This window comes from Williamsia sp. R60 (assembly GCF_054063855.1).
The window spans coordinates 1,119,362-1,143,469 of the sequence record NZ_JBSSGR010000003.1; the positions used below are offsets into that span (position 1 = coordinate 1,119,362).

A 24,108-nucleotide genomic window follows, 5' to 3' on the forward strand; every position below is an offset into this window, starting at 1 on the left:
TCCATGGTCAGTATCCGCTGCTCAGTGGTGATATGACGTCGGCCTCGGTTACCCGGTGGGTGAGGGTGCCCAGGTGTTCGACGCTGAGTTCTACGAGGTCACCGGGCGTCAGCCACCCCTGGAACCGGCTGGAGTCGGCGACGAAGTGCTCGAACAGACACCCGGTCTCGACCGTGCCCGAGCCGATGAGGTCCCCGGCGCGCAGTCGGGTGCCTCGAGAGGCGTAGGCGATCATGTCCGGGAATCCCCAGTCGATTGTGTTCCACCGGCCGTCGGTGACGAGGTTTCCGTTGACGTGTGCGGTCATACGAAGGTCGAAGGCCTTCTGTGCGCGGTATGGTTCGATCTCGTCGGGCGTGACGAGATACGGGCCGATGGTGTTCGCAGTGTCCTTTCCCTTGGCCGGCCCCAGACGCAACGGCATTTCCTGGACCTGCAGGTCGCGTGCACTCCAGTCGCAGAAGAGCATGTAGCCGGCGATGTGTGACTCGGCCTCGGTGTAGGCGATGTTCGACCCGGATCTGCCGATGACCGCGGCGATTTCGAGTTCGAAATCGAAGCGCTCGCTGTTCGGTGCGATGGGTACGGGGTCGTGCGGCCCTATGCGGGTGTCCGGATTGGTGAAGTAGAACGGTGGGAACTGGGTGTGTCTGTCGTCGACGGGGAGGTCGACGGCGTCGGCGAGGTTGCGCAGGTGCTGAAGGAACCCTGCGCAGTCGCGGATCGAGCGGGGTTGCAACGGCGCGCGCAGCACGACAGCGGCCAGCGAGACCGTTTCGTGTGGGTGCTGGGCGAGTTGGTGACCTTGTTCGAGCAGATCGCCGTTCTCGATAAGAGAGACCATGTCGAGGCCGGGAGCCAGACCGATCACCTCGGCGCCGTCGACAATGCCGACGCGGTCGTCGCCGGTGCTGGATATGTAGGTTACAAACCTCATCGAGCGGTCAACTCCCGCGCAGTGCCGGGGAGCTGTGCCACTGCGGGATCGGACGCACCGACGGCGGCCTCCAGCCGGGCAGACAGGGTGTCGAGCTGGGCTGCGTCTTTCGCGCCGTCGAAGACGTACCGGTCCGGGCGGATGACGACGGCGTGCACGCCGAAACCGTTGAGCCACTGTCGAGTTGTCGCGTCCAGGTCCGTGATCACCACGGCACCCATCCGCGCCCAAATGGCCGTGGTCGACGAGTCGACGTCGCCGATGACGCTCGGGTCGCCGACGACGGCGAAGTTGTAGCCGACCATGTCGTCGAGGAGGGTGCCGTTGCGCAGCCGCGGCTGAATGCTCAGCGCACCCGCCGGGCCGTTGGTTTCACCGTGAAGTCCGTGCCCGAGTTCCGGGATGGGGAAGGGGATCTCCATCAGTGACGGGACGTCGTCGAGGGGCCCGGGGCTGGCGGCCAGGTGCTCGACTGCATTGGCCGCCCCGGCTGCGGCCTCCATGTAGACGCGAACATGGTGTTTGCGTTCGGACTCGTAGGTGTCGAGCAGCTGGTCGGGGGCCCCGCGCAGTCGGGCTACGACCTTCCACGACAGGTTCATCGCGTCCCGGATGCCAGAGCACATGCCTTGCCCGAGGTGGGGGGTCATCTGGTGGGCGGCGTCGCCGGCGATGAAGAATCGACCTCGTCGCCATGCATTAGGCAAGAGTGATTGCCAGCGATACACATCCGCGCGCATGATCCGGTAGGAGCCGGCAGCGTAGTAGGGCTGCAACAGGTCGTACCATTTGCTGGGCTGCTCAAAGTCTTCGGTCGCATCACCGTCCATAAGCAGGAACTCGAATCGAACCATTCCGCGTGCTCCCGGGACGACGGTGATGGGGTTGGGGAGCTCGGCGCGGGTGTAGGTGAACACCGAGGGGTTCGGTTCGCCCGCGATGGGGACGATGTCGAGGATGAGGGATCGATGAGTGGCGTGCAGATCCTCGACCTCGGCAGTGACCGATTCGCGGACAAGCGAACGTGCGCCGTCGGCACCGATGAGGTACTCGGCGGTCAGTACGCGGACTTGTCCGGTGCGTTCGTTGCGCACGGCGACTTCCACACCGTCGGCACTCTGTCCGATCGACTGCGCTCGCCAGCCGAACCACGTTGTCGCCGAGTCTGATTGATGTAACTGGCCGCGAAGGTGGCTTTCGAAGTCGGGCTGGAAGAATTGGTAGTCGCCGTACCATCCTTGATTGGTGGGAGTGGTTCGCCACGGAAAGCTCTGGATCAGTTGGCCGTAAGCGTTGAAGAACTGGTAGTTGCCGTCTGCCTGCCGGTGCCACGTCGGCTCAAGATGAGATGCCCCAAGCGACTGGAATGACCGCATCGTCTCGTCGTCGATGTGGGTGGCACGAGGATGGTGGGCGGGTAGGCGGAACGGGTCGACTATGGCTACCTCGACGCCGCTGTTGGCCAGCAATGTCGCGGCAGTGAGGCCGGTTGGGCCGGCTCCCAGCACAATGACCTGCGTGTTGTTGTTGTTCATGATGTCACTCTCAGAGTCAGGGAGTTCTGGTCGTCCGGTGTGCGATGTTTGCTCGCGTGATGGTGCCGCGGATCAGCTTCTTGGGCAGTGCTTCGGTGAGCAGATCAAGCGAGGGATCGGTACTGCGAGAAGTCGAGTAATAGATGTCGTCGCCATCGAGGCAGCACGCCACCGCAAACTCTCCAGGCGTCTCGATGACGTCAAGCACGTTGCCTTCGCGAACCCGCACGAACCGCTCGCCGGTCGTTGTGGCGACCCATACCGAACCATCGCCGACGGCGCAGATGCCGTCGGGTCGATGCCGGGCATCGAACAGGGCGGTCAGGTCGGTCCACACTCGACGATGGGTCAGGCTGCCGTCGTGTTCGATATCGAAGGCGGTGAGCCGGCTTCCGTGGGTTTCGGCCACGATGAGGGTCGAGTCGACAACGGCGAGGCCATTCGGGAACCGGAGCTGATCCGCGGCAACCCCGACGGTGCCGTCTGGGGCGACAGTCACCAGTCGGCCGACTGGTTCACCGCTGTGGGGGTCGGGGCCCATCTCGTCGACGTAGAGCCGTCCGTCGTCGGTGCCGACCATGTCTCCCAGCCGATCTCGTACGACCTCGGAAAGGTCCGCATAGGGCTGGAAGTCGTCGTCGACAAGTACATCGATGCGTTTGTCCCACCAGCGCGCTGCGGCCAGGTGCCCGTCGGGCAAAAACCACAGACCGTTGGTAGGACTGTCCAGGTAGCGGCGAAGAACCTCCGTGCCGCTAACTGAAACCAATTGCTTCGACTGGGTATCGGAGAACCAGAGCGCGCCCTGATGAACGCGCGGGGATTCTCCCCACAGGAGGTCGTCGCGGATGACGACCGGGGTCATTTTGTGGCTCCGCTGCCGTCGACCAACTTGGTGTGCAAGGTGCCGATTCCCTCGATCTCGCTGGTGAGCAGCTGCCCGGGCGAGAGGAAACGTTTGGGATCGCGGGCGAACCCGACACCGGATGACGTGCCCGTGAAGATTAGGTCACCGGGCCGTAGCTCAACGACGGTTGACAGATGGGCGATGAGGTCAGGGATGGGGAAGATGAGCTTCGACGTGCGGAAGTCCTGCACGACTTCGTCATCCAGCGTGCAGCGAAGTCCGACGTCGTCTCGGTTGGGCAGTTCGTCGGGGGTGACCAGCCATGGACCGGTCGGCCCGTATCCGGGGTGGGATTTTCCCAGACTGAACTGGGGATAGGGCATCCCGGCCAGCTGTAGAGTGCGGTCGGAAATGTCCTGTCCGATAGTGAGACCCGCGACATGGTCCCATCCCTGTGCCGGGCTGATGTTGTGGGCGCTTCGTCCGATGACAACCACGAGCTCGAGTTCCCAGTCGGTTGTCGGCCGGGCGAGAACGACGTCGTCGGCCGGCCCGCCGATGCACGACGGGAACTTGGTGAATACCGACGGGAAGTCGGGTATGACGAGGTTCGCTTCTTCGGCGTGGTCGGAGTAGTTCAACGAGATGGCGAACACTTGCGACGGATTCGGGGACGGCGGCCCGAGTCGTTCCTCCGGAACATCGCCGGAACCGCTCGCGCCGACCTCGTTACCCCACTCGCGAAACTCACCCCACACGGGATAGATATCAGCGATGTTCGCAGAGAAGCGGCCCTGACTGGCGTCCGCGACATCTACCGATGTGCCGTCGACAAACACCGTGAGGCGGCCGCGTACCGATGCAACAAACATAGAAATACTCTCAATTCAGTTGGGACAAGTGGATTGTCAGAGGAGTCGGCCCGGTCACCGCGAGTGCGCTCGCGGAAACTGCCGGTCGTGCTTCTTACGCTCTGATCACTGACACCGGCAGCGATCCGAGGCCGCGGACGGTGTTGTTGATGTGTCGGACCGGCGGCCCCGCCGCCGTGAACGTCTCTACTCGGTCGGCAAGTGCGGCGAACAGAGCGTGTGCTTCCATGCGGGCGAAAGCCTGTCCCGCGCATCCGTGAAGGCCGTAACCGAAGGCGAGGTGGTCACTTGCGTCACGAGTGATGTCGAACGTGTCAGCGTTGTCGCCGTAATGTCGTTCGTCACGATTGGCCGACCCGTACATCACCAGGACGCGGTCACCGGTCTTGATGTCGATGTTGTCGATGACGGTGGCGGCTGGCGCTACACGGGTGAAGTAGTGGACGGGACTCTCGAAACGAAGTACCTCGTTGAACGCGGAAGGGATGAGTGATCGATCCTCGCGCACGGCGGCCCATTGCTCCGGATGCTGACTGAACAGCCAGATGGCCGACCCAATGGAGTTCACAGTTGTATCCATCGCGGCGGCGGTGTACGCAGCCAGCAACTGAGGCGCGTGCTCACGTTCGATCTTTCCTGCATCAGCGGCTTCGTACACTGCTCGACCCATACTGCCTTCGGCGAGTTCGGTGGGCGCGACGGTGTGCGCCCACTGGAACATCTCACCGAGATCGGGTAGGGAGGCGACCATGCGGTCGTTGGCGGGTCCGAGTGAGTTGAACATCGCGTCGCCCCAGGGGAGTAGACGGGGTCGAACTTCGTGGGGAATACCGAGGAGGTCGGCAACAATGGACGGGGGAAAGATCTGGGCCAGCTCGGTGACTGCATCGAAAGTGCCGCGTGTGACGAGCGACTCGACGAGTGAGTCCGCCTGGGACCGGATGTGGTCGGTGAGCGATCGAATTGCCCGCGGGCTCAGACTTTCGGCGAGAACCGCTCGAAGGGTGTCGTGCAGTGGCGGATCGGAGGCGAGCACGGTGTCGACCGACATGGCGTTCACGTCGTCATTGAGCCCGACTCCTTGTGCAGCACTGAATCTTTCCCAGTCACCGAGCACCGTACGCACCTCGGTGTAGCGGGGCACCGCCCAACAATTGAGCTGGTTGAGCCACACAGCCGGGGCGGTGTCCCGAAGTGCGCGGAACGCTGGGTAGGGATCGTTCAAGGCGTTGTCGGAGAAAAGATCGACATCCGAGATACTTGCGGATGTGGTCATTGGAACACTCCTATCGGGGCGTTTGAGTTGGGTTTCCAGCGACTCGGTGTAGCCGGGAAATGGGAATACGCTTGTTCAGTGCGAGAGCGCCCTTAGCCCGCCCGCTGTCGTTCCACTGGAGGATCGCGGCAAGATCGTCGACGGAGCCATCGACGATCTCGGGCTGGCCGACGAAAGGTGCGGGCCCGCCCATCTTCAAAGAGAGTGCGAACTGGTCGGTCCAGAAGTACGGACGGTGGATCAGTTCATCGGCGGCGTCGCCAAGCATCAATGCTGCAGCAGCCACGCGGGCTTGATCGATTGCGTTCGACCACTGCGGGCTACGGCGAAGCGGGTCACCCATCGCAGCGACATCGCCGGCAGCGACAATGTTGTCGGTGACTCGGCAGCGCGAATCCACGACGACGCCGGGAGAGCAGTGGATGCCGGTGTCTTCAAGCCACTCGACGTTCGGAACGTCACCTACCGCGCTGACTATCACATCTGCGTGGAGCATCGTGTCTGAGAGTTGGACCGCCGGTTGACCATCATCGCACCGGACCAGCGACGCGCCGTCCGGATTGATGCGGATGTCCACACCGCTGGCAATGGCTTGCCGCGTGACCAGATCGGAGATCCAGGTCCCACACTGACGCAGCATCGGCGCCTCATTGGTGACTACTGTTGTGGACAGTCCCAAACCCACGCTGGCTGAGGCGATTTCCATACCCAACGCCCCGCCGCCGACGACAGCGATGGACGAAGCGCCTGTGATCGCATCGCGTAGACGGACGGCGTCGCGGAGGGAACGAACCACGTACTCATCGACCCCAGAGGCGTTTTTGCCGAGGCTGGCCAACGTGCGCGCTCGGGCGCCCGAGGCGATGACGAGCCCGCCGTATGCAATAGCTCGACCGCTCGCCAATCGGACGGCCTGACCGTCTCGATCCAGAGCCACGACTCGGTCACCGAGCACGATCTCGACGCGCGAGCGGTCCAGCGGTGGCAACTGCGCCGAGTCGGGCTTGTCAGCGCCGGTGAGGACCCCCTTCGACAACGGGGGTCGAGCGTACGGCTCAGCATTGTCAGAATCGATGAGAACGATCCGGCCCCGGTGGCCCAGTCCAAGAAGTTCTTCGACTGCGGTGACGCCTGCAATCGACGCGCCGACCACGACGACCGTGTCGTCCAGACCGACCATCTCAGGACTCGTCCAGCAGCAAGGCCGCCACCGGACAGCTACGTACAGCGCGGCGAACTGCGTCCTTCTCATCCTCGGGGGCCGATTCCGACAGGACTTCGAGTTCGCCGTCCTCATCGAGCCGGAACATCTCCGGCGCCCTCTCTTCGCAGAAACCGTAACCCTCGCAACGGTTTCGATCGACGGCAACTTTCACTACGGGCTCCTCGTCACATCGACACATCAACTGTGCCCAGTGTCACAAGTCCGTTCGCCCATGTCAAGCAGAAGAAGAATTCTGGTTCTGTTTGAGTAGACCTAAGATGGATGGGTGCCACAGACCCAACAGCAACTCGCCCAGACCGCGGTGAGCCCGCCGAAACAGGCGCGATCACGTGCTGCCTGGGGGCGTGTCCTCGACGCCGGGGCCGCGATCCTCGAAACGGACGGTCTGGATGCGTTCACGATCAGCGCGGTCTGTGAGCGAGCCGAGGTGTCGGTCGCGGCGATCTACTCGCGCGTGCAGAACAAAGATGCACTGTTCCTCGCCGTGTACGAGAACGCGCTCGATCAGATGACCACTGAACGACGTGTGCTCGAGAAAGACGAAGAATCGTATGAGGATGTGCCCACAGCGGATCTGATCTCATTCGCCGTGACAACCGTGGCAGACATCTTCCTGACGCGACGAGGTCTGATCCGGTCCATAATCTGGCTTTCCGCATCGCACGAGGAGGTCCGACGGCATGGATCGGAATGGATGACAACCCTGGGGCGCACCTTCACGATGTTGCTTCAGAGTCGTGAGGACGACTACACCCACGACGACGTACCCGCGGCTCTGAGCGCGTGCTACCGCACCCTTTGGTCATCAGTGGCGATGTACGTCGCATACGGTCCCGATTTCGCCTCCGAACTCGACACCGCGGATGACCAGTTCAAAGACGAACTCCGCGACACCGCAATCAGATACCTACTCTCAGAGCCGCCGAAACGGGAGGCAGAGTCCGAACGGTAGTGACGACGCGGTCTGCCGGACAGCTGAACCGCCCGTACTGCACCAAACCCTGCCCGTTTACGTCGACTCCATCTGGGCTCGTGATCCGCGGATAGCCGAACGTGAAGCGTCCCCGGCGCAAAGAGACGCCGGGACGACCTGGTCAAGTCGGTGCACACCACGGTTGCTGTTATGGCGCTGATGGAACGCGTTTCGGGTGTGCAGGTGACGCACTCGGTGCTTCACGAGTCGACGTTCCTGACTGCATTGGTGAGGCCGGTTTGACGGCCCTGTGAATCAGTCGTCACCCAGCCGTTCGCATTGTCTTCGTCACTGGTGGTGAAAGACAATGCGCCACAGTTTGTTACGCCGATAAGATGCCCTATGTCGGTTAAGGGCTATGACCTTGATAGAAAGCGACGTCACCGGCGAACTTCGGGCGCCTTCGCGGGAACCCTTGATAGCGTCGTCGTCGCCCTGCGCCGAAGCGAACGGCAGCTTCTGCGCTAATCAGCTTTAGCGCGGACTCCGCGTGCGTCACGCTGGCCATTCGTCACGAAGCCCGCGGAGTGATTGCGATGACGTCCGTTTCAGCGTGCACTCGGAGACTTGCAGCGTCCGGCAGACTGTGCCGGGTTGATCAGGTCTCTCCGAGACAGTGGTGCTGAACGTGCCGTGGTCTTTGGTTTGCCGGTGAAGAAGAAGTGGTCGACTGCCGAACCTCTCAAGCCCAGTTACTACCTCGATGACAATGCGCCGTGTCACTACCATTCGCTGACCGACGTGCTCGTACTTGACTCTCTTGCGACTTTCGATGAGGCGCCCGGTTTCACTGTGGCGCCGCTCATCTGCGGTTTTGATCCGACAGACCGTTTGGCGGTCGACCATCTCGAAGCAGTGTGGGCCAGGTCTGACCGATGGGCCGGCATCGGGGAGGTGTTGCTTCGGCACGACGACCTGACCAACCTGTCGCGGGGCGAAACCCCTGTCGCGGACCACCTGGCCATGGACAACGTCTTCGGCTTTTGCGACGATAAGAAGGTTCCCATCTCGGTGCACCACGATTCCAGCTCGGCGGGGCGGCCATCTGAGCAGGAGTACGTCGAACCGTTCGAGAACGCGATACGGCGACACCGCACCACCCGCATCGTGTGGTGCCACGCGGGGGTCTCGCGTCGAGTGCATCCCGATGGCCAGATCGAGCTCGTCGAGAGCCTCTTGTCTCGGCACCACAATCTGACTGTTGAATTGTCGTGGATTCTTCTTGATTCTGTGGTCCACGGCGACGGCGGCGTGCATCCCGACTGGCGCACCTTGATATGTAAGTTCGCTGACCGGATCGTTGTCGGTTCGGACAGCGTGGCCGACCCGAACACCATCTCGGATCGCGCTACGCAAATCGACCAGCTACTGAGGGCTCTTCCTGGGTCGGTCGCCCAAGCCGTTGCAACAGATACCGCTGGCGAATTGTGGTTCAGTTGACATTTTTCACCACTGGTGGGTTCCAGCCTGGGTTGGTCGGTCCGTACAGCCGCAACATGAGACGGAAATCGCCTGGGGGACAGGGAAGCCAATTGGATGAGCGCCCCTCTGAAGGTGCCTTGTTCTGGAGGTGGATCGTCAGTGATCCATCAGGACCGATCTGTAAGCCGGGGGTTCGATCGGTGATCGCGTAACGGCTGATCTCGTTCTCGTAGAGAAGACCTTTCGAGTGGTACACGGTCAGCGACCAGAAGAAGGCGGCGGGCGGGCGATCACCGTTGGCAAAGGTCAGTGTGTAGGCGTGGGCTCCATTGAGCTGGCTCTGGGTGTCGTCGACCTCGCACACCGGGTAGAGGGCTTCGGCCGCCGGGTTGATGAAGATCTGGGAGTATGCAACCGCCGCGCGAAGGAGATAGTTCTCTCCAAAGGCTGTACCAACGTCGTTGATTGCCCAGCCGTTGACGGCGCGGCCCAATGTCTTGACATGACTCGCGATGTCGCTCATCCCCTGCGCCAATCCGCTTGCGATCGAGTCGCGAACCGGGGGGTCGGCCGTGTCCGTGATCGCTTCCTGTAGCCGATGATGGGCCGAAGCGACCCACGACGGGATGTCGTCAGCGGCAAGCCCGTCGATGGCGTGGCCTACGGAGTGGACGAAGGACTCGGGTTCGCTCACCTCGGCCTCACGATTACGACTCGCCAGGCGAACCGCATCCGCTGCCGTCTCCACGGGTGGGCTCGGTGGGCCGACTAGCTCGATCTCGTCTTGGAGACCCATGACGAGCGCCACGTCGTCGGGATCGGATGGATCCACGAGTATCCGGATGGCCACCATGACAAAACGGGATCGGCATTCGATGATCTCACCGGCAGCCGAGTCGTGTGCGCCGGAGTTGTACCGCCGGATGAACAGACGCGGCAGCGTCGGTCCGACATTGCGTTGTCCGAGAACAGCTGTGGTGGATGAATCGGCTTCACCGATCTGCACGCTGTAGTACCGATCTGCGAAATCAGGGAGGCGAAGCTCGAACTCTCCCTGATCGAGATCCAGGAACGCCAGCGAGTAGAGCGTGTCGACGTTCGGTGCCACTCCCGCGGTCAGCGTGGGGTCCGAAAGTCGTCGTTGGTGGCCGAGGTTGTTGAGGCGAGCCCCAGCTGAGGTCGCAGACCGGGGGGCCTCCGGGTCCAAAGGCAGAGTGAACCGCAGCCTGAGGCGTTGGGCAAACACCACCGGGAACCCCCAGATCTGCAAATCGCGAGCGACATCGGCCAGGGAGGCTTGGTGTTGCTGCATTACTTCCCGCCTTCATAATTGAACTGAACTCAACTAGAGTATAGCGAGTGGGCCCGTGATGATCGGGGCCGTTCTACCGAGGTGGAGGCGACGTGCAATACGGGAAGAAAGGTGGCCAACAGAGACGATTCCCGCGGTGGGTGTACGAGCGGGGCAGTGAGCCGGATGCTCGATTCAGCCTCGCGAACGAACGAACCTACCTCGCTTGGATACGAACGTCCCTGGCGCTCATGGCGGCTGGGGTTGCGCTACAGGCGTTCGGGGTTGGCAGGGGATCGATTCCGAGTACCGCTGCGTCGGTGTTGATGATCGGCGCATCGATCCTGTTGCCACTGCAAGCGTGGTGGTCGTGGGCGCGAACCGAGAGCAGCTTGCGAAGCGAAGGTTCGCTGCCGTCGCCCCGGTTTGCTGCGCCGCTCGCATTGGTCCTGTCGGTCGCGGCTGTCCTCGTGCTGTGGTCGGTGCTGATATGACGGACGCGCCAGGGCATTCACCGGCTGCCGAACGAGTGGTGCTCCTTGATGGCGGGCTGCAGATGGAGCGTACGGCGCTGTCGTGGCAGCGAACCAGTTGCGCGTTGGTTGTCATCGCGGTGGTCGGCATCAGATTCAGCGCGATGACCAACCAGTGGCTACTCGTCGCATTGGAAAGTGTCATCGCGCTCAGTGCCGCAGCGCTTTTCGTTCGCTGCATGTGCCGGCCGGCATCGACTCACCGAGACCTGGCCATATTGCAGACGGGCCGAGTTCATCTGACCCACAGTGCCGGGGTGCCCATGCTTATGCTGACCGTGATCGTGTCGCTGATGGGGCTGACAGCGCTCGTCGTGGCGATGTCGATGAGCCCACTTCGGTGATCCAAGGCATTCTTACCGCGAATGCACTGTGCCGCCGCATATCTCACGCGATGTGAGATACGCGGCGACCGGTCGTCGTGCTCAGCGAGTGAAGAGCTGCTCCCATTCCTGGGATTTCTTGTCGACGTACTGCGGCGTCAACTGGCCGGGATCGGGGGTCTGAATGGAATGTGCGTCCGCGGTCGCCCCGGGAATGCCCGGGAGGGCGGTCGCCACACCGATGGCTTGTGCGGTTTGACCCTCGCGGCTGACCATGAAGTCCGCAAGTACCTGTGCCGCGTTGGGATGTGTGGCGACGGAGGTCACGTGGCCGAAGAACGGTGTCCCCCATGAAGGCTTCGGAAGGGCCCAGTTGACCGGGGCGCCAGACGCGACCTCGCGTATCAGCGGTTGCACCATCGGGGCGACCACGATCTCGCCGGAGGTGAGCGCCTGTGCAACACCGAGTGCACTCGGGTAGATTCTCGGTTCGAGAGCCGCCAGCTTCTTCTCGTAGTCGGCGCCGAAGTTCTTGGTGTAAAAGTCGTAAAGGTCCACGTATGAGGCGATTCCGACGGGGTTGACGATTCCGATCTTGCCCGCATACTCGGGGTTCAGGACATCCGCGGGGTTCGACAAGCCCTCGGGAACCGTGTTGGTGTTCCAGCCCATGCCGAAGGTTGCCGCCACGTCGAGGAAGAACTTGCCGTTCTTGATGCTTGCCTCGGGCTGATACTCGGGATTGCCGAAGCTGGGCCCGCGAAGGTCCTGGGAGTAGGCGCCGGAGTCAGATGCCGCGGCAATCCAAGCCGTATCGGTGACGACATGAACGTCGGCAGTTCCCTTTCCTGTCCGGTTCTCGGTCTCGATGCGGGGGTTCAGGTCTGCATCCGTTCCCCGGACGAACTCGAGCTTGATCTCTGGATACTGTTTGCTCCAAGCTTCTTTCAGACTCTCGAGTATCGCGATGTTCTGACTCGAGTAGAGCATCACGGAACCTTCCTTCTTCGCGGCGGCAACGACTTCGTCCCAATTGCCTTCGACCGACGCCGTGTTTCCCGAACCGCCCCCGCAGGCGGTGATCACCGTGCCCAGTACAAGGGCTGCGCCCAAACAGGCTGCGCGTAATCCACGTTTGTTCATGGTCTGGGTTCTCCTTTGGTACTTGAACTGAGATCAGTTCACCACCTAAGATCGGGTGATGTCAATCACGTTGTATCGGCGGACGCATGGCGGAATGGCGACTCGCTTCGGGGAAGGGGGTTGCGCATCGTGAGTGAAGAAGGCAGTGACCGTGGTCGTGCAGGTTTCGCCCGGTACCACCCCATGCGCGCGGACCAGCTGTCCTCGTCTACTGCGAAAGATATTGTGCCGCTAGGCGACAAGTCGAAGACAGCCTTGGCTTCGTCTTTGATGCAGCTGGCAGTGATGTACGGGCTTCCGTCGGTGTACCAGTACGCGAGCATGTGTGCAGCCTGCGCTCCAGAAGGCGGTCGCGGAGCCTGGAGGCTCAACCTTCTCACCCACGAGCGCGACATCGCCGGTGCCGGGTACCAGCCGTTTCGGGTGCCGAACGTGGACACGCTGTACTCGAACGCCTGGATCGACCTCACCGACGGTCCGGTAGTGCTCGAGCTCCCCCGGTTCGACGGCCGTTACTACACCCTGAACTTTCTCGACGCGTACAGCAACGCGAGCAACATCAGCCACCGAACTCATCCGAACACCCCTCGACGGGTCCTCGTCGCAACCACGGACTGGGAGGGCCTCCCGCCCCATGGTGCGGAGGTCTTCCGGGTGGCAACACCAATGATGTGGCTACTGATGAGAATTCAGGTGTTCGGGAAGGCCGATCTGCCCGTCGTGCACGAACTGCAGGACTCGGTGACCATTTCCGGCGCGAGCGAGGAATCACGAACGTGGCCGGTGGTGTCTCAGCACGAGGTGGAGTCCGCCTGGAAACCGTTCTTGGTAGCGCTCGATGCATCGTTGCGCATCAACGGGGTCCCCGTCGAGGACTACAGCCTCGCGTCGCAGTTCCGGCTCCTGGGTGTCGGAGGCCAATTCGGTTGCGATCCGGAAACTTTGGGCCCCGCAGTCGCGGAAGGTGCCCTGGATGGCTTTGCGAGCGCGATGACGATGATCGAACAGTCGCGCCCGCTACTGGGTAGGCGACTCCCGGTTGGTTGGACACGCGTACTCGACAAAGGCGCGCACGGCACCAACTTCCTTGCGCGCGCGGTCATGAACTTCGTGGGCCTGGGCGCAAACGTCGTCGAAGAGAACTGCTCCTACAACACCTACGTCGACTCCGGGGGCGGGGCACTGGACGGATCGATTGGGGTCTACCGAATCGAGATCACAGAACCGCCTCCGGCAAAAGCATTTTGGAGCATCACTCTCTACGAGGCAGACAGTGGTTGGCTCTATGACGCTCCGGAACACAAACATTCGGTTGGGTCCGCCACGGGCCATGGGGGAGCCGACCGCCTGCTATCGCGTGCGATCTACATCAGTAGGCAGCGACCGCCCGCCGGAACCCACGAGGACTGGCTTCCCAGCCCTGCCGGCAAGTTCTTTCTGGTCTTGAGGATTTACCAGCCACGTGAGGAAGCCTTGTCGGAGGCGTGGACGCCGCCTCCAGTGCGTCCGGTTCAAATCTACTCATAGCGGACATCGCAACCCAGAGGACGGAAGTGAGTCCTACTCTGGTCCGATGCAGACGCGGTTTCGGCGTTGGAGACAACGGCGCCAACTCAACAAGCTCGGCCCACGCGCCGACATCGCGAGCCTGGCTCGCCCCTCGGTTCCCTCGGATGCGGTTCGCAGAGAGGCGGTTCAGGATTTCGTCTGGCAGGTCGAGATCAAACGTCGACTGACACAATCCCCGGGCACCCAGAAGCAGGTGGCGCGCGACCTCGGTATTCCTGTCGGATTGGTGAACCGGCTCGCACGCCGCCCATTCAGCATGACGATCACGGTGACCGTAGCCGCTGAGCCGGTCCCGGTGATCCTGGAACGCTCCGAACTCGAAGACGCCATGGGTAGCGCCGGCGCACTGGATGAGGCGATCGAAATCTGCACCCGTTACGACTCCGAGAGCTGACTCGGTAGGCCACTGTTTCAGCATCGGAGCGCCTCGAGGGTCGGCGCGCGATCGTCGAGAGTTCGTCGGTGTCGGACTTCTCGCGTCCACGCCGCCCTCAGGTGGTTGGTTACGGTGTTGTCGTGACGTCGTTGACCATTGACATAGTTCCGCAGCGCATCGCGCTACTCGACGGCGAGTTCAAGATCGAGCACACGCCGCCGGGTGTCGAAATGCCTGGTGCGCCTGACGGCCTGATGGTGGCAACGTCTCCTGAGGGGACAACACGGGTTCGCCGAGCTGAACCGGACGAGGCAGATCGCTGGCTCGCCTTCTACTCGGGTGGATCGGCACACGGGCTCGATGAGCCTGGGATGACGGTGTCGATTGCTGCGCCGCTGTCGGCGTCGGGTTGTCCGATCTTTGTTGTTTCCACGGCCGTCGCAGATGTTGTTCTGGTCCCGGGCGTTCAGCTGGGCAATGCCTGCGCTGCACTCCGATCGGTCGGGCACATCGTCTCGGTGTAGACCTTCATCCCGGTTGCGCGAGTCGCGTGAGCTTCGGGAATCATGGGCCCATGAGCACCAGAGACGACTCTTGGCCCGCCTTGCCGGTGGACTCGTGGATCGACACCAGGGACACCGTTCAGCTGTGGACCCAGATCGTCGGCAAGACCCGGATGGCTCTCGGGCCGAAACTCAACCACTGGTGGGGCGTCGCGCTGTACGTGGACGCGCGCGGACTCACCACGTCGCTGATGGTCGTCGGTAACCGCGGCCTCGAGATTCGCTTCGACTTCATCGAGCACGAGTTGCTGTTCCTGGTCACCGACGGCAGCACCCGCCGGATGAAGCTCGAACCGCGGACCGTCGCCGACTTCTACGCCGAGTACATCGGTCACCTCGACGCTCTCGGTTTCGACGTCAAGCTGGTCGGCACCCCCGTCGAACTGCCTGATGCGACTCCGTTCGCTGAGGACACCGTGCATGCGTCGTACGACGCGGACGCCATGTCTCGCTTCTGGCGGTCGCTGGTCAGTGCGCATGGTGTCTTGTCGAGGTTCCGTCGTGAGTTTCGGGGAAAGTCGTCACCTGTCCATTTCTTTTGGGGTGCATTCGATCTCGCCGTCACGCGGTTCTCGGGACGACCGGCCCCCAGGCATCCTGGCGGCATTCCGAACTGCCCCGACTGGGTCATGCACGAGGCTTACAGTGACGAGGTCTCGAGCGCGGGCTATTGGCCCGGGGGTGCCGAGGAAGGCGTCTTCTACGCCTACGCGTACCCCCACCCCGACGGATACGACACCCATCCGGCCGTCGAAGCTCCTGCGTCCTGGGACGCCGCGCTGGGGGAGTATGTGCTTCCGTACCATCTCGTGCGTCAGTCACCCGATCCCGAAGCCATGGTTCTGAAGTTCCTCGAGCAAACCCATCAGGCGGCGGCGGAAACGGCGGGCTGGACGTAGAAGGTGAGCGGCCTGCCGCCTGCCTCTTCCTGAGCAGTGCACTCCCTCCGGTTTGGACCACTCCCTCCGACTGCAACCGGAGGAAGTACACGAAGCCGGAGGGGATGCCGCCGCGCCACCCTGCGCCCAGATTGCCGGAACCCGATGAGTGATTGACATCACCTCAAGCACGGCCCTAAGCTCCTGAACCAAGATCGGTTCAGTTTCCGACGAAGGGTATGACCTTGAGAACACTCAAAGTGGTGGCTGTCGCGTTGGGCGCGACGCTGACCATGTTCGCCTCGGCTTGTGGCGGCTCGTCTCCATCCGGACCTGTTGAAGGGAATTGGGACGAGGTCGTCGCCGCGGCGAAGGAGGAGGGATCGGTGGTGCTCTATTCGACACAGCATCCCGAGAACCTCGAGAAGCTCAAAGTCGCTTTCCAGCAGAAGTATCCGGACATCGCCCTGGAGTTCGTGCGTGGCACCGACGTGGAGATGAACCCGCGTGTGGAGACCGAGAATCGGACCGGCAAAGGGACCGCGGATGTCCACATGGTGTCGGATCCGGCGTGGATCACCAATGCGGCCGACTCGGGTTCGTACTCCACCGAGATCGTGGGACCGGCATTCGACAACCCGGAGTACGAACGAGACCGGAGCGTAATCAACGACCGCTTCTTCTTGACGAGCGCAGCAGTCTTCGCACTCGGCTGGAACACCAATGCGCTGCCGGGCGGCCTCGCATCGCCGGACGATCTGTTCGCCCCGGCGCTCAAAGGACGGATCGGCGTGGTCAACCCCGCCGGCTTTGCGGCCGTGGTCGACGAATATCAGTTCTTCGAGAAGAACTGGGGGCCGGATGATTTCAACCAGCGACTCGCTCAGATGGATCCTCGGGTGTACCCGAGCGCACTGGGTATCGCGCAGGCCTTGAGTTCAGGCGAGATCTCTGCCACGCCGATGGTCCAGCCGCTGTTGCGCGAGGTGGCTGCCGGTGCGCCGGTGAACTGGGCGCTGCCCGATCCCGCGTGGGGCACACCCTGGTACTCGCACGTGCTCTCGTCGGCGCCGCACCCCAATGCCGCCCAGGTGCTGGCGGACTTCATGGTGACGGTCGAGGGGCAGACGGCGCTGTCATTCGGTTACGGCAGTGCTCTGCCAGACATACCCGACTCGGTGGCACGGGCCCAGGACATCCCTCTCCCCGACATCGCGGCACTGTCGCCGGAAAAGATCGCCCAGTTCCAGGAGCAGTGGGAAAAATCATTCCTCGGCTAGTGCGCACCTAGGTTCCCACATGAGCTTCACCGGAAGGACTTTGATCGATGCCAGGGACCTCTTGTGACCTGCTGGTGATCGGCGCGGGGATGGCGGGGCTGACCGCGGCGGCCAGAGTCGCCCTCGCGGGAAAGTCGGTGACTGTCGTTGAAGTCGGTGACGACGTCGGTGGATCGGCCAGGTTTGCCGGTTACGCCTGGACCGCGCCCGACCGAGAGGTCATGGCGCGACACAATCCGCATGGCGATCAGGCTTTGCGTGAAGCACTCGTCGACGGATTCGCCGGGGGCGTCGACTGGATCCGCTCCGTCGGCGTGACGGTCGGTCCAGCACAACCGATTCTCGGTTTCGGTCAGGGGCACAAGTTCGACACCAATCACTACCTCGACACGTGTAAACGGCTTGTGCTCGAGAACGGGGGGAAACTGTTGCTGCGCACCGAGACCGAGGAGCTGCTGACCGAGGGGGGCCAGGTCGTCGGCATACGAGTGCGCGGTCCAGGCGGCGCGGCGGACATTCGGACGAAGAACACGCTGCTGGCCACCGGTGGGTTCCAGGGCAGCAAAGACCTCCTGGCAAGGTATGTCCACCCGGAGGCCGGCAGTATGCCGCTGAGATCAAACCCCAACAGTGTTGGCGCCGGCCTGCGTCTGGCGCAGCAGATCGGCGCCGCAACGGGTGCCGACGGCGCGGGGTTCTACGGACATCTGATCCCGGCCGGTGTCGAGTTCAGAGACTCCGGCGACTTCGTTGACCTGTCGTTGTATTACAGCGAACACGCTCTGTTGTTCAACACTGCCGGCCACCGTTTCGTCGACGAGACCCTGGGCGACCACCTCACGACGATGACCCTGCTGGAACAACCGGGCGGCCGTGGTCTGCTCGTTGCCGATGCCCGGGTCCACCGGGAGTGGATGGTGGCCTCGTACGTGGAGGGCGCCGTGGCCGTCGACAAGTTCACCTTGGCGAGCAAGCGTGGTGGTCGTGTGGGTGTGGCCGAGGACCTGTCGGAATTCGAGTACCTGCCCGACGAGTGGGGTTACGACGGTCTGGCCATCGCCGAGCAGATCGCCGACTTCAACAACCGAGCCAGGAACCAAGACCCTCTGATCCCCGGCAGATCGCACGACGCACTGCCTCTCGACGAACCGCCGTACTACCTGATCGAGGCGGCACCGGCGATCACGTTCCCCTTCTACGGGGTGAATATCGACGCCCGGGCTCGTGTGCTCGACCCGAGCGGCACACCTGTCGGTGGGCTGCTCGCGGCCGGTTCGGATACGGGGGGTCTGTGGAACCGCGCTTACGCGGGTGGTCTGGCCACGGCACTCGTGTTCGGGCTTGCGGCTGGTGAGACCGTGTTGGCGTCACCGGGATCATGACCCAGCCGAGTACGTGCTGGTCAGACTACCGCAGAAACTGAAGTGCATTCAGTTCAAATAAAATCCCTGTCGGTGATTGACATCACAGCGCACGCAGTTTAAGTTCAAACTGACATCAGTTCAGTTTGGTGAAAGGCAAGTAATGTCCTTCCTCTTGGTGCACGGCGCAGGTATGAGCGCGACGTGCTGGGACCGCCTCGCCCCACTGCTTGCGGGGCGCGTTGTCGCCGTTGATCTACCCGGTCGTGGCACACGCGCCGACCAGGATCTCCGCGCGGTGACCCTCGACGACTGCGCGGCAGCGATCATCGACGACGTCCGCAACGCCGACCTGGAGGACATCACCGTCGTCGCACATTCGTTCGCCGGCGTCTCCGTCCCGCGAGTCCTCGCGCAGTTGGCCGACAGGATCAGGCATGTCGTCTTCTTGTCGGCGGTGGTGCCCGCCGACGGGACGCGTGTGATCGACGGCATCGATCCCGGTGTGCGCGAGGCGGTTCAGCAATCCATCGATGGGGGCCTGTACCAGCAGAACCCGGCAGCTGTGCCGGGGATGCTGTGCAACGACATGACCGAGGAGCAGACAGAGTGGACGCTTGCCCAACTGGTGGACGATGCGGCCGCATTGCTCTCCGAGCCGGTTGACCTCTCTGGTCTGAAAGAAGATGTGCCACGAACTTACATCCGGCTGTCCCGGGACGCCTGCTACACCCCAGAGCTTCAAGCCAGGTCGGCGGCTCTGGTGGGAGGGCAGACCTTGTACCTCGAGTCGGGCCACATGGCGATGATCTCCATTCCGGAGGTACTCGCGAAGACGCTGAATCACATCGGCTGACAACCAGTTCGACTGCTCGACCTCCATCAGTGGGAACCTCGCTCGAGAGGTCCGGAAGAGAAAGCATTGTTAACAATGAGACCCATCTCGAAAGCGATTGCGGCAGTTGCCATAGCAGCGTCCACGTTCGGTCTGGCCGCGTGCGGGGGTAGCTCGTCTTCCTCCGGTCCCGTGGAGGGTAGCTGGGACGACGTCGTCGCGGCCGCCAACAAGGAGGGCAGCGTGATGCTGTACTCCAGCCAGAAGCCGGCGAACCTCGAGGCGCTCAAAGCGGCGTTCAATTCGAAATACCCGGACATAGCAATGGATTTCGTTCGCGGTACCGACGCGGAGATCAATCCGCGAATCGAGACCGAGAACAAGACCGGAAAGGGCATCGCCGACGTACACATGCTCACCGACGCCGCGTGGATTCAGAACGCGGCCGACTCGGGCTCGTACTCGGCCGATCTCGTTGGCCCCGCACTGGACGCGCCGGCCTACGAACCGGACAAGAGTGTCATCAACGACCGGTTCTTCCTCACCAGCGCAGCCGTGTTCGCCCTCGGCTGGAACACAGGCGCGGTACCAGGAGGGCTCAATACACCGCAGGACATCTTGAACCCGGCATACAAGGGAAAGATCGGCATCGTCAATCCGACCGGGATCGCTTCGTACGTCGACCTTTATCGCTACTACGCCAAGACCTACGGCGAAGACTACTGGGAGCAGCTCGCTGCACTCGAGCCTCGTGTGTACCCCAGCGCGCTCGGTGTGGCGCAGGCGTTGACTTCAGGCGAAGTCGTGGTCTCTCCGTCGGTGCAACCACTGGTCACCGAAGTCGAGGCCGGCGCACCCGTCAACTGGAAGCTTCCCCCGACCCCTTGGGGCACACCCTGGTACAGCCAGGTCGTCGGCGTCGCACCCCATCCGAACGCTGCGCAGGTACTCGCCGACTTCATGGTCACCACGGAGGGTCAGACAGCGCTGAACCCGGGCTACGCCGCTGCGCTGCCGGACATCCCTGGCGCGGTGGCCAGAGCGCAGGACATCGCGTCGCCAGACATTGCCGAGCTGACACCCGAGAAGGTCGAGCAATACTCCGAAGAATGGCAAAAGCTCTTCCAGAGCTGACCGAACACCGCACGAACCCCCGATTCCGAGTCGAAAGGACGCCATGAACAGCTCGTCACCACAGTTCCGCGGGACCAACGTGTTGATCACCGGCGCGTCGAAAGGGATCGGGGGTGCGTGTGCCCGGGAGTTCGCGCGGCGAGGGGCAACCGTCTGGCTATCCGACGTCGACGACGCGGCGGGCCGGGATCTGGCCGACGAATTGGGCGCCGACGCCCACTACCTCCATCTCGACGTGACCTCAGAAATCGATTGGGCTACAGCGACTGCCGAGATATCGCGTCAGGCGCCCCTTGATGTCCTGGTCAACAGCGCCGGCGCGGCAATGAAGGCCCCGCTGGCAGAAACCTCGCTTGACCAGTTTCGCGTGATGATTGATCTCAACTTGATCGGCACATTCCTGGGGATCAAGGCAGCCGCCTCGGCGATGTCGCAAGGCGGCTCCATCATCAACCTCGCGTCGCTGCGCGGCGTACTCGCGACCGCCGAACTCGGGGCCTACGGTGCGTCGAAATTCGGTGTCCGCGCCCTGACCAAGGTGGCAGCGCTCGAACTCGCAGACCGCGGGATCCGGGTCAACGCAGTATGCCCGGGCAGTATCGACACCGCGATCACGTCGTCGGCGGGCTTTGCGGCCGACGACGTGGAGGCTTACGTGAAAAGCATCCCGATGCAACGCCGCGGCACTCCTGCCGAAGTCGCGAAGGTCATCGCGTTCCTGGCCGGAGACGACAGCAGTTACGTCACCGGCACCGACATGCTCGTGGATGGTGGCACCGCCGCCGGTGTCCGCACTCCGAAGAAATCAACGCAGAAGGTATGAGATGACCTCAGAATTCAGAGTTTCCGGTCTGACCAAGACCTACGGATCGAACACGGTCGTCGACCAACTCGACCTGACGATCGAGGAGGGCGAGTTCCTGGTCTTACTCGGTCCCAGTGGCTGTGGCAAGACGACGACCCTGCGGTGTCTGGCTGGACTCGAGACCCCCCAGGACGGCACGATCGCATTCAAGGACCGGACCGTGTTCGACGGCAAGGAACATCTCAATGTGCCCGCGCATAAGCGGAACATCGGAATGGTCTTTCAGTCCTACGCGCTCTGGCCGCACATGACGGTGCGGAAGAACATCCAGTATCCGCTCAAGGTGCGAAAGATGAAGCAGGCAATGGCCGACGGCGCCGTCGAGGCAGCGGCCGACATGGTCGACTGCGGCCAACTGCTCGACCGGTACCCGTCACAGCTCAGTGGCGGGCAGCAACAGCGCGTCGCAGTTGCCCGTGGCCTCGTCTCTCAGCCCGACCTCATCCTCTTCGACGAGCCACTGAGCAATCTCGATGCGAGGTTGCGCGACCAGGTCCGTTCGCAGATTCACCAGTTGCACCAAAACCTGGGCTTCACCGCGGTTTTCGTCACGCACGATCAGGCCGAGGCGTTTGCACTCGGCGACCGGCTCGCAATCATGAAGTCCGGAAAGATCGAGCAGTACGATGCTCCGGAGCACGTCTTCGAGAACCCGGTTTCGGAATATGTGGCGGCATTCATCGGAATGGGGAACCGCCTGGAATTGCGACGCGGCCACGACGGGTGGATCACCTCGGGAGGCGACTCGATCGATCTGCGCCATTCCGTGGTCCGCGGCGTTGCCGACGAAGGGACATCGGCAGTCGCCCGCTTCCGGGCGGACGATCTGCACCTACACCAGTCGATGGCCGAGGTGCCCGCCGGAAACGTTGCGCTGCACGCCGAATTGGTGACGTATGAGTACGGTGGCCGCCACTTCGATGTCACCGTCAAAAGCGGCAGCGAAGAGCTGACGCTGCGTGCCAATGCCTCCGAACACAGCGCCGCCCTTCGCCGCAGCAAGCCAGGTGCGCCGATGGTCGTGAGCTTCTCACCGTCGAGCCTTCGGGTGTTCGCCGGTGACGAGGCAGATCGCGCGGCGGCAGCGGACTTGGCGACCAGCCGAGCCAAGGAGACGGTCTGATGGCCACACTCACAGCCGAACCCCAATCGCCGCCGTCTCCGCGGCCACGCCCGTCATCACGGTCGGTCATTCCCGCACAGTGGCGCGGAAGGATCTGGTACGGCGCACTGTTGGCGATACTCGCATATCTGGTGCTCCTGCCGATGATCCGGCTGCAACTCTTGGCATTCGAGAACGGTGGCCAGGGTTACCGCACCACCTACGGTCGCTTCGACATAGCCGAGACGATCTGGACGACGATCGCACTGGCACTCGGATCCCTCGTGATCGCGATGGTGCTCGGAACCCTGCTCGCCTTCGCTGCGAGTAGGCTACCGGCGAAACTGGGCTTCCTGCGCATCATTCCGATTCTCCCCATCGTCATGCCGGCCGTCGCCAACATCGTCGGCTGGGCGTTCCTGCTCTCTCCGGGACCGGGATACCTGAACGTTCTCCTGCGAAAGTTGCCCTGGTGGAGCGGGTCCGACACCGGGCCGATCGACGTGTACACCGTGCCGTGGATCATCATCCTCACCGGATTCGGGCTGACCTCGTTTGTCTATCTGTTCGTCAGCTCGGGTATGCAGAACATCAGCTCCGAGCATCTGGAGGCCGCCCAGGTGAGCGGGTCGTCAACATTCGGTGTGTTCTTCAAGGTGGTACTGCCACTGCTCCGGCCGTCTCTCATCTACGGCGGCGGCATCGCTTTCCTGCTGGGGCTCGGTCAGTTCACCGGGCCGTTGCTGCTCGGCCAGAACAGCGGAGTCAAGGTGCTCACCACGGAGATGTACCGACGTGTGTCGGAGTCGCCGTCGGACTTTGCCGCAGCCGCGGCCGCCGGCTCACCGCTGGTCATCTTCGGTATCGCTCTGGTCCTGGTCCAAAAGTTGATGCTGGGCAACCAGACCCGCTTCGTCACCCACGGCGGCAAAGCCTTCGCGCCGCCCACGGGAAAGGGAACATGGGCAACGGTCACCATCTCGCTGTTTGCTCTGTTCGCGCTGGTGATCCCGCTCGTAGGGCTGATCATCGTCTCGCTGACCCCCTACTGGTCCGGATCGCTGTCCTGGAGCCTGTTCACCCTCGACAATTTCCGAGAGCTGCTGCGTACCGATGCCATCGTCGAGTCCGTCATCACCAGCGTTGTCACGTCGCTCGGTGCGGTCGTGATCGTGGTTCCCATCGGCTATCTGATGGCCAACCTCTTGGTCCGAGGCCGGCGATTCAAGATCCTGGCGCTGATCGGCGACCTGATGACCGCCCTGCCCCTGGGCATTCCGGCAGTGATCTTCGGCGTCGGATTCCTGCTGACCTACACCGAGCCGCCGTTCATCCTGTACGGCACCCGGACGGTCATCATCCTGGTGTACATCGTGCTGATGCTTCCGTTCGCGACGCGCATGCAGATGACAGCGATGCTGGCACTGGGCAACACCTACACCGAAGCGTCGGCAACCAGTGGTGCCTCACCCTTCGTGACGAACATGCGAATCATGCTGCCGCTCATGCGTCCTACGATCCTCAGTGCGGTTGCGTTGATGTTCATCCTGCTCACCCACGAGTTCGCTGCGTCGCTGCTGGTCCGTGCTTCCACGACGCAGGTGATGGGAACGCTTTTGTTCGACATGTGGCAGAACGGCACCTATCCGCTGGTGGCGGCCATGGCGCTACTCATGACGGCGGTGACGACCGGTGGTGTGGCAATTGCCATGCTGATCGGTGGCCGCAACGTGCTCAGCAAGCTCTGAGCCGACACAGAAGGCGAAGA

The 24,108-nt window shown here is 62.6% G+C and carries 25 protein-coding genes; 16 read left to right on the top strand and 9 right to left on the bottom strand.

Annotation, left to right across the window (positions count from 1 at the left end):
* Positions 1–7: 7 nt before the first annotated feature.
* From ACVWY6_RS18680 to ACVWY6_RS18710, 7 genes are all read right to left on the bottom strand, one after another.
* Positions 8–937 (bottom strand): fumarylacetoacetate hydrolase family protein, encoded by a 930-nt coding sequence (locus tag ACVWY6_RS18680; RefSeq protein WP_457540072.1) that lies wholly within the window; start codon positions 935–937, stop codon positions 8–10.
* Positions 934–2,472: a bifunctional 3-(3-hydroxy-phenyl)propionate/3-hydroxycinnamic acid hydroxylase gene (locus ACVWY6_RS18685; protein ID WP_457540074.1), complete on the bottom strand. Its 1,539-nt coding sequence runs from the start codon at positions 2,470–2,472 to the stop codon at positions 934–936. The genes ACVWY6_RS18680 and ACVWY6_RS18685 overlap by 4 nt, the downstream gene beginning before the upstream one ends.
* A gap of 16 nt (positions 2,473–2,488) precedes the next feature.
* Positions 2,489–3,337: an SMP-30/gluconolactonase/LRE family protein gene (locus ACVWY6_RS18690; protein ID WP_457540076.1), complete on the bottom strand. Its 849-nt coding sequence runs from the start codon at positions 3,335–3,337 to the stop codon at positions 2,489–2,491.
* Positions 3,334–4,191, bottom strand: a complete 858-nt coding sequence (locus tag ACVWY6_RS18695; RefSeq protein WP_457540078.1) for a fumarylacetoacetate hydrolase family protein — start codon at positions 4,189–4,191, stop codon at positions 3,334–3,336. The genes ACVWY6_RS18690 and ACVWY6_RS18695 overlap by 4 nt, the downstream gene beginning before the upstream one ends.
* A gap of 94 nt (positions 4,192–4,285) precedes the next feature.
* Positions 4,286–5,467: a cytochrome P450 gene (locus ACVWY6_RS18700; protein ID WP_457540079.1), complete on the bottom strand. Its 1,182-nt coding sequence runs from the start codon at positions 5,465–5,467 to the stop codon at positions 4,286–4,288.
* A gap of 10 nt (positions 5,468–5,477) precedes the next feature.
* On the bottom strand, positions 5,478–6,647 hold the full coding sequence (locus ACVWY6_RS18705; RefSeq protein ID WP_457540081.1) for an NAD(P)/FAD-dependent oxidoreductase: 1,170 nt from the start codon (positions 6,645–6,647) through the stop codon (positions 5,478–5,480).
* 1 nt (position 6,648) lies between these two features.
* Entirely contained in the window at positions 6,649–6,843 is a 195-nt protein-coding gene (locus ACVWY6_RS18710) for a ferredoxin (RefSeq protein WP_400723610.1), read from the bottom strand.
* 114 nt (positions 6,844–6,957) lie between these two features.
* Between ACVWY6_RS18710 and ACVWY6_RS18715 the strand changes: the two genes are divergently transcribed.
* The 3 genes from ACVWY6_RS18715 to ACVWY6_RS18725 all read left to right on the top strand — a co-directional run bounded on the left by ACVWY6_RS18715 (position 6,958) and on the right by ACVWY6_RS18725 (position 9,105).
* A complete protein-coding gene (locus tag ACVWY6_RS18715) occupies positions 6,958–7,644 on the top strand; it encodes a TetR/AcrR family transcriptional regulator (protein WP_457540083.1) in 687 nt (228 codons plus the stop codon).
* 138 nt (positions 7,645–7,782) lie between these two features.
* Complete coding sequence (locus ACVWY6_RS18720; protein WP_457540219.1) at positions 7,783–7,908, top strand: DUF6461 domain-containing protein; 126 nt, start codon at positions 7,783–7,785, stop codon at positions 7,906–7,908.
* A 390-nt stretch (positions 7,909–8,298) separates the two neighbouring features.
* Positions 8,299–9,105, top strand: a complete 807-nt coding sequence (locus ACVWY6_RS18725) for an amidohydrolase family protein (RefSeq protein WP_457540085.1) — start codon at positions 8,299–8,301, stop codon at positions 9,103–9,105.
* Here ACVWY6_RS18725 and ACVWY6_RS18730 read toward each other — a convergent pair.
* Complete coding sequence (locus tag ACVWY6_RS18730; protein ID WP_457540087.1) at positions 9,098–10,399, bottom strand: DUF1214 domain-containing protein; 1,302 nt, start codon at positions 10,397–10,399, stop codon at positions 9,098–9,100. The two genes, ACVWY6_RS18725 and ACVWY6_RS18730, sit on opposite strands and share 8 nt — an antisense overlap.
* A 92-nt stretch (positions 10,400–10,491) precedes the next feature.
* On the opposite strand from ACVWY6_RS18730, the gene ACVWY6_RS18735 reads away from it, so the two are divergent.
* Both ACVWY6_RS18735 and ACVWY6_RS18740 read left to right on the top strand, forming a co-directional pair.
* The gene (locus tag ACVWY6_RS18735) at positions 10,492–10,872 is read left to right on the top strand and encodes a YidH family protein (RefSeq protein ID WP_457540089.1); all 381 of its coding nucleotides are present in this window, start codon (positions 10,492–10,494) and stop codon (positions 10,870–10,872) included.
* Positions 10,869–11,255 (top strand): DUF202 domain-containing protein, encoded by a 387-nt coding sequence (locus ACVWY6_RS18740; protein ID WP_457540091.1) that lies wholly within the window; start codon positions 10,869–10,871, stop codon positions 11,253–11,255. Before ACVWY6_RS18735 ends, ACVWY6_RS18740 begins: the two co-directional genes overlap by 4 nt.
* An 81-nt stretch (positions 11,256–11,336) precedes the next feature.
* Here the strand turns inward: ACVWY6_RS18740 and ACVWY6_RS18745 are convergent, their stop codons facing one another.
* Positions 11,337–12,377 carry an ABC transporter substrate-binding protein gene (locus ACVWY6_RS18745; protein WP_457540092.1) on the bottom strand — a complete coding sequence of 347 codons (1,041 nt, stop codon included), beginning with the start codon at positions 12,375–12,377 and terminating at the stop codon, positions 11,337–11,339.
* 270 nt (positions 12,378–12,647) lie between these two features.
* Here ACVWY6_RS18745 and ACVWY6_RS18750 point away from each other — a divergent pair, with 270 nt between their 5' ends.
* The 11 genes from ACVWY6_RS18750 to ACVWY6_RS18800 all read left to right on the top strand — a co-directional run bounded on the left by ACVWY6_RS18750 (position 12,648) and on the right by ACVWY6_RS18800 (position 24,088).
* Positions 12,648–13,904, top strand: a complete 1,257-nt coding sequence (locus ACVWY6_RS18750; protein ID WP_457540094.1) for a DUF1254 domain-containing protein — start codon at positions 12,648–12,650, stop codon at positions 13,902–13,904.
* Positions 13,905–13,950: 46 nt separating this feature from the next.
* Positions 13,951–14,340, top strand: coding sequence for a hypothetical protein (locus ACVWY6_RS18755; RefSeq protein ID WP_457540096.1), 390 nt, complete (start codon positions 13,951–13,953; stop codon positions 14,338–14,340).
* A gap of 122 nt (positions 14,341–14,462) precedes the next feature.
* A complete protein-coding gene (locus ACVWY6_RS18760) occupies positions 14,463–14,846 on the top strand; it encodes an ACT domain-containing protein (protein ID WP_457540098.1) in 384 nt (127 codons plus the stop codon).
* A gap of 50 nt (positions 14,847–14,896) precedes the next feature.
* Positions 14,897–15,784, top strand: coding sequence for a DUF5996 family protein (locus ACVWY6_RS18765; RefSeq protein WP_457540100.1), 888 nt, complete (start codon positions 14,897–14,899; stop codon positions 15,782–15,784).
* A 218-nt stretch (positions 15,785–16,002) separates the two neighbouring features.
* Complete coding sequence (locus ACVWY6_RS18770) at positions 16,003–17,043, top strand: substrate-binding domain-containing protein (RefSeq protein WP_457540102.1); 1,041 nt, start codon at positions 16,003–16,005, stop codon at positions 17,041–17,043.
* A 47-nt stretch (positions 17,044–17,090) separates the two neighbouring features.
* Entirely contained in the window at positions 17,091–18,425 is a 1,335-nt protein-coding gene (locus ACVWY6_RS18775) for an FAD-dependent oxidoreductase (RefSeq protein WP_457540103.1), read from the top strand.
* Between the two features lie 142 nt (positions 18,426–18,567).
* Complete coding sequence (locus tag ACVWY6_RS18780; protein ID WP_457540105.1) at positions 18,568–19,260, top strand: alpha/beta fold hydrolase; 693 nt, start codon at positions 18,568–18,570, stop codon at positions 19,258–19,260.
* Positions 19,261–19,335: 75 nt separating this feature from the next.
* Positions 19,336–20,373, top strand: a complete 1,038-nt coding sequence (locus tag ACVWY6_RS18785) for an ABC transporter substrate-binding protein (protein ID WP_030168362.1) — start codon at positions 19,336–19,338, stop codon at positions 20,371–20,373.
* A 43-nt stretch (positions 20,374–20,416) separates the two neighbouring features.
* Complete coding sequence (locus ACVWY6_RS18790; protein WP_030168365.1) at positions 20,417–21,196, top strand: SDR family NAD(P)-dependent oxidoreductase; 780 nt, start codon at positions 20,417–20,419, stop codon at positions 21,194–21,196.
* A 1-nt stretch (position 21,197) separates the two neighbouring features.
* Positions 21,198–22,361, top strand: coding sequence for an ABC transporter ATP-binding protein (locus ACVWY6_RS18795; RefSeq protein ID WP_033335162.1), 1,164 nt, complete (start codon positions 21,198–21,200; stop codon positions 22,359–22,361).
* Entirely contained in the window at positions 22,361–24,088 is a 1,728-nt protein-coding gene (locus ACVWY6_RS18800; RefSeq protein ID WP_400723705.1) for an ABC transporter permease, read from the top strand. The genes ACVWY6_RS18795 and ACVWY6_RS18800 overlap by 1 nt, the downstream gene beginning before the upstream one ends.
* The last annotated feature ends 20 nt before the right edge of the window (positions 24,089–24,108 follow it).

Bases quoted from the DNA above. Each gene is read 5' to 3' on its own strand.
- ACVWY6_RS18680 (WP_457540072.1), bottom strand. From the start codon at position 937: ATGAGGTTTGTAACCTACATATCCAGCACCGGCGACGACCGCGTCGGC.
- ACVWY6_RS18685 (WP_457540074.1), bottom strand. From the start codon at position 2,472: ATGAACAACAACAACACGCAGGTCATTGTGCTGGGAGCCGGCCCAACC.
- ACVWY6_RS18690 (WP_457540076.1), bottom strand. From the start codon at position 3,337: ATGACCCCGGTCGTCATCCGCGACGACCTCCTGTGGGGAGAATCCCCG.
- ACVWY6_RS18695 (WP_457540078.1), bottom strand. From the start codon at position 4,191: ATGTTTGTTGCATCGGTACGCGGCCGCCTCACGGTGTTTGTCGACGGC.
- ACVWY6_RS18700 (WP_457540079.1), bottom strand. From the start codon at position 5,467: ATGACCACATCCGCAAGTATCTCGGATGTCGATCTTTTCTCCGACAAC.
- ACVWY6_RS18705 (WP_457540081.1), bottom strand. From the start codon at position 6,647: ATGGTCGGTCTGGACGACACGGTCGTCGTGGTCGGCGCGTCGATTGCA.
- ACVWY6_RS18730 (WP_457540087.1), bottom strand. From the start codon at position 10,399: ATGCAGCAACACCAAGCCTCCCTGGCCGATGTCGCTCGCGATTTGCAG.
- ACVWY6_RS18740 (WP_457540091.1), top strand. From the start codon at position 10,869: ATGACGGACGCGCCAGGGCATTCACCGGCTGCCGAACGAGTGGTGCTC.
- ACVWY6_RS18745 (WP_457540092.1), bottom strand. From the start codon at position 12,377: ATGAACAAACGTGGATTACGCGCAGCCTGTTTGGGCGCAGCCCTTGTA.
- ACVWY6_RS18750 (WP_457540094.1), top strand. From the start codon at position 12,648: ATGCAGCTGGCAGTGATGTACGGGCTTCCGTCGGTGTACCAGTACGCG.
- ACVWY6_RS18755 (WP_457540096.1), top strand. From the start codon at position 13,951: ATGCAGACGCGGTTTCGGCGTTGGAGACAACGGCGCCAACTCAACAAG.
- ACVWY6_RS18765 (WP_457540100.1), top strand. From the start codon at position 14,897: ATGAGCACCAGAGACGACTCTTGGCCCGCCTTGCCGGTGGACTCGTGG.
- ACVWY6_RS18770 (WP_457540102.1), top strand. From the start codon at position 16,003: ATGACCTTGAGAACACTCAAAGTGGTGGCTGTCGCGTTGGGCGCGACG.
- ACVWY6_RS18775 (WP_457540103.1), top strand. From the start codon at position 17,091: ATGCCAGGGACCTCTTGTGACCTGCTGGTGATCGGCGCGGGGATGGCG.
- ACVWY6_RS18780 (WP_457540105.1), top strand. From the start codon at position 18,568: ATGTCCTTCCTCTTGGTGCACGGCGCAGGTATGAGCGCGACGTGCTGG.
- ACVWY6_RS18785 (WP_030168362.1), top strand. From the start codon at position 19,336: ATGAGACCCATCTCGAAAGCGATTGCGGCAGTTGCCATAGCAGCGTCC.
- ACVWY6_RS18790 (WP_030168365.1), top strand. From the start codon at position 20,417: ATGAACAGCTCGTCACCACAGTTCCGCGGGACCAACGTGTTGATCACC.
- ACVWY6_RS18795 (WP_033335162.1), top strand. From the start codon at position 21,198: ATGACCTCAGAATTCAGAGTTTCCGGTCTGACCAAGACCTACGGATCG.
- ACVWY6_RS18800 (WP_400723705.1), top strand. From the start codon at position 22,361: ATGGCCACACTCACAGCCGAACCCCAATCGCCGCCGTCTCCGCGGCCA.